Source organism: Ideonella sp. P3_A4 (assembly GCF_056403075.1).
Genome location: NZ_JBFUGE010000779.1, coordinates 1 through 2,498, shown reverse-complemented (window position 1 = coordinate 2,498; position 2,498 = coordinate 1). Strand labels below are relative to the sequence as shown.

At 67.8% G+C, this 2,498-nt stretch carries 3 protein-coding genes; 1 reads left to right on the top strand and 2 read right to left on the bottom strand.

Translation table 11 applies throughout. From position 1 onward, the window contains the following. Both AC1DYI_RS32580 and AC1DYI_RS32575 read right to left on the bottom strand, forming a co-directional pair. A partial coding sequence (locus tag AC1DYI_RS32580) for an ATP-dependent DNA helicase (RefSeq protein ID WP_477208255.1) occupies positions 1 to 1,777 on the bottom strand: 1,777 nt, incomplete at its 3' end. A gap of 130 nt (positions 1,778 to 1,907) precedes the next feature. Further along, entirely contained in the window at positions 1,908 to 2,063 is a 156-nt protein-coding gene (locus tag AC1DYI_RS32575) for a DUF465 domain-containing protein (protein ID WP_477208256.1), read from the bottom strand. Positions 2,064 to 2,155: 92 nt separating this feature from the next. Between AC1DYI_RS32575 and AC1DYI_RS32570 the strand changes: the two genes are divergently transcribed. Beyond that, the coding region (locus AC1DYI_RS32570; protein WP_477208254.1) for a PP2C family protein-serine/threonine phosphatase at positions 2,156 to 2,498 on the top strand (343 nt) is incomplete at its 3' end.

Below are 2,498 nucleotides of genomic sequence, written 5' to 3'. Positions count from 1 at the left end.
AGTAGTCGTTGAAAGAGTCGCGGCCCTGCTCTTTCAGCTGGCGCACACGGGCTTCGACCAGCGGATCGTTCGGCGGCGGGAACGGCAGCTTGTCGATCAACACGCACTGCAAAGCGTCGCCGGGCACGTCGATGCCCTCCCAGAAGCTTTGGGAGCCGACAAGCACGCTGCCCCCTTGCTGGAAGCGCGACAGCAGCGCGCGCTTGGCCGCGGTGCCTTGCACCAGCACCTCCAGCGGCTGCCCTAAATCGGCCAGCTCGTTGGTCAAGGCCTCGGCGACAACCTTCATCGCACGCAGCGTGGTGGTCAGCACGAAGGTGCGGCCACCGAGGGCCGCGGCGCAGTGGGCCGCTGCACGGCCCACCATCGTGTTGTGCGACGCCTCGTTGGGCGCTGGAAAGCGCGGYGGCACGTAGACACGCGCGTGGGCCGCGTAGTCGAACGGGCTGCCCACCCGCAGGTGGCGCGCATCCTCCAGGCCAGCTGCTTCGCTGAACCAGCTCAGGCTGTCGTCGTCGCCCAGCGTCGCCGAGGTGAAAACCCAGGCCCGGCTCGCCGCCGCGCGCTGCTGGGTCATCATCGCGCGGATGTCCAATGGCGACTCGATCAGCCGTGCCTGGTGCGGCGTCAGGTCGACCCAGCGCACCTGGTCGGCCGGGCTCGGCTTCTGGAAGCGCGCAGCCTGTGCCGCCAGCTCTTTGGCGCGTCCGTGCAGCCTCGTGAAATCGGGCGCCGACTCGACCACGCCTTGGGCCGCTTCGGCAGCCGTCATCAGTGCGGTGACCAATGTGTCCAGCGCGGCGGTCAGGCCATCGCCCCGCGCGGCTTCTTCCCAGCGCCGTTTGACGATGCTGCGCACATCGTGCAGTTCGCCTGCTGCCGCCAGCCGCAAATCGCGCGCTGCTTTCTCGCAGGCACCCGACAGTTCGGCCCAGGGGAGCAGTCCGCGCGCGTGCTGCAAGCCGGCGGCCAGCAAGTCGCGCGAAAAGTCGATCACCTGGCCCGTGCCCAGCGTCTGGCCCAGAAACTGGATGCCCGCCTCGACCATCTGGTGCGCTTCGTCGAACACCGCCACGTCGACGGTCGGCAACAGCTCGGCCACGCCGCTGTCACGCAGTGCCAAGTCGGCAAAGAACAGATGGTGGTTGACGACCACGATGTCGGCGGCCATCGCGTCGCGCCGCGCCTTCATCACATGGCAGGCGTGGTACTCCGGGCATTCACCGCCCAGGCAGTTCTCACGCGTCGAAGTGACKATCGGGATCACCTCGGAGCGTTCATCCAACCCTTCCAGCTCGCCAATGTCGCCACTGGCGGTGGACTGGGCCCAGGTCTCGATGCGCGCCAGCGCGCGCACCGCCATACGGTCCGGCAACACAGCGCCTTCGCGCGCCTGCGCCAGCCGATGCCGGCATAGGTAGCTGCCACGCCCTTTCAGCAGGGCCACCGTCGCCGGCAGGCCCAAGGCATCGCGCAAACGCGGCAAGTCGCGAAAGAACAGCTGGTCCTGCAAATTCTTGGTCGCCGTGCTCACCAATGTGCGTTTGCCCGACATCAGCACCGGCACAAGGTAAGCAAAGGTTTTGCCGACCCCGGTACCCGCCTCGACCACCAGCGCCTCGTTGGCATCGATGACACTGGCCACCGCCTCGGCCATCTGCAACTGCGCATCCCGCGGCAAATACGCCCCGTCCGCCCTGGCCAGTGGCCCATCCGACGCAAAGCTCTGCGCCACCGCGAGCCGCAGCTCGCCGGCCATCTGCGCGACTACGGTCATAGCAGCGCGCCGCTGGCTGCGCTCCGCAGGAGTCGCAGCTTTTCAAGTGGCGTGCGCGGATCCGGCTTCGCCGGTCCGCTGCGCGAGCCCCCTCGGGGGGCAGCCCCCGGAAGGGGGCGTGGGGGCATCATCATGCGGGTTCGGGGGGTTCAAGCTGCGCCTCGAGCTGCGCGATCTGGTCGCGCAGCAGCAAGCGCCGCTTCTTCAGACGCCGCAGCGTCAGCTCGTCCCCGGTGCCCTGCAGGTCCACCTGGTCGATCAGGTTGTCCAGATCGGCGTGTTCCATCCGCAATTCGATCAGGCGGCGTTGCGGAGAATGCAGGTTATCGGGGGGTTCTACGGCGTCGGTCACAGCGGCGGCAGTTTATATTGCCGGTCATGATCACCGCCCCCCAAGGATTCCGCCTCTCCGCCGCCACCGGCCTTCACAAAGGCGACCGCGCCTACCAACAAGACCAGGTCGAAGTGCTGCCCCATGGCCGCGTGCCAGGCTGTGCGCTGGCGATGGTGGCCGACGGCATGGGCGGCAAGAGTGGTGGCCGCACCGCTGCCGACCAGGTGGTGATGATTGCGCGCCAGGTCTTCGAGCGCTTCGCCCCCAATGGGGACGACCCGGCCACGATGCTGCGCCAGCTGGTCGTCGAAGCCCACTTGATGATCAAGCTGACCGCGATCACCGCCGACGAAGAGCCCCACAGCACCCTGGCAGCCTTCCTGGTGC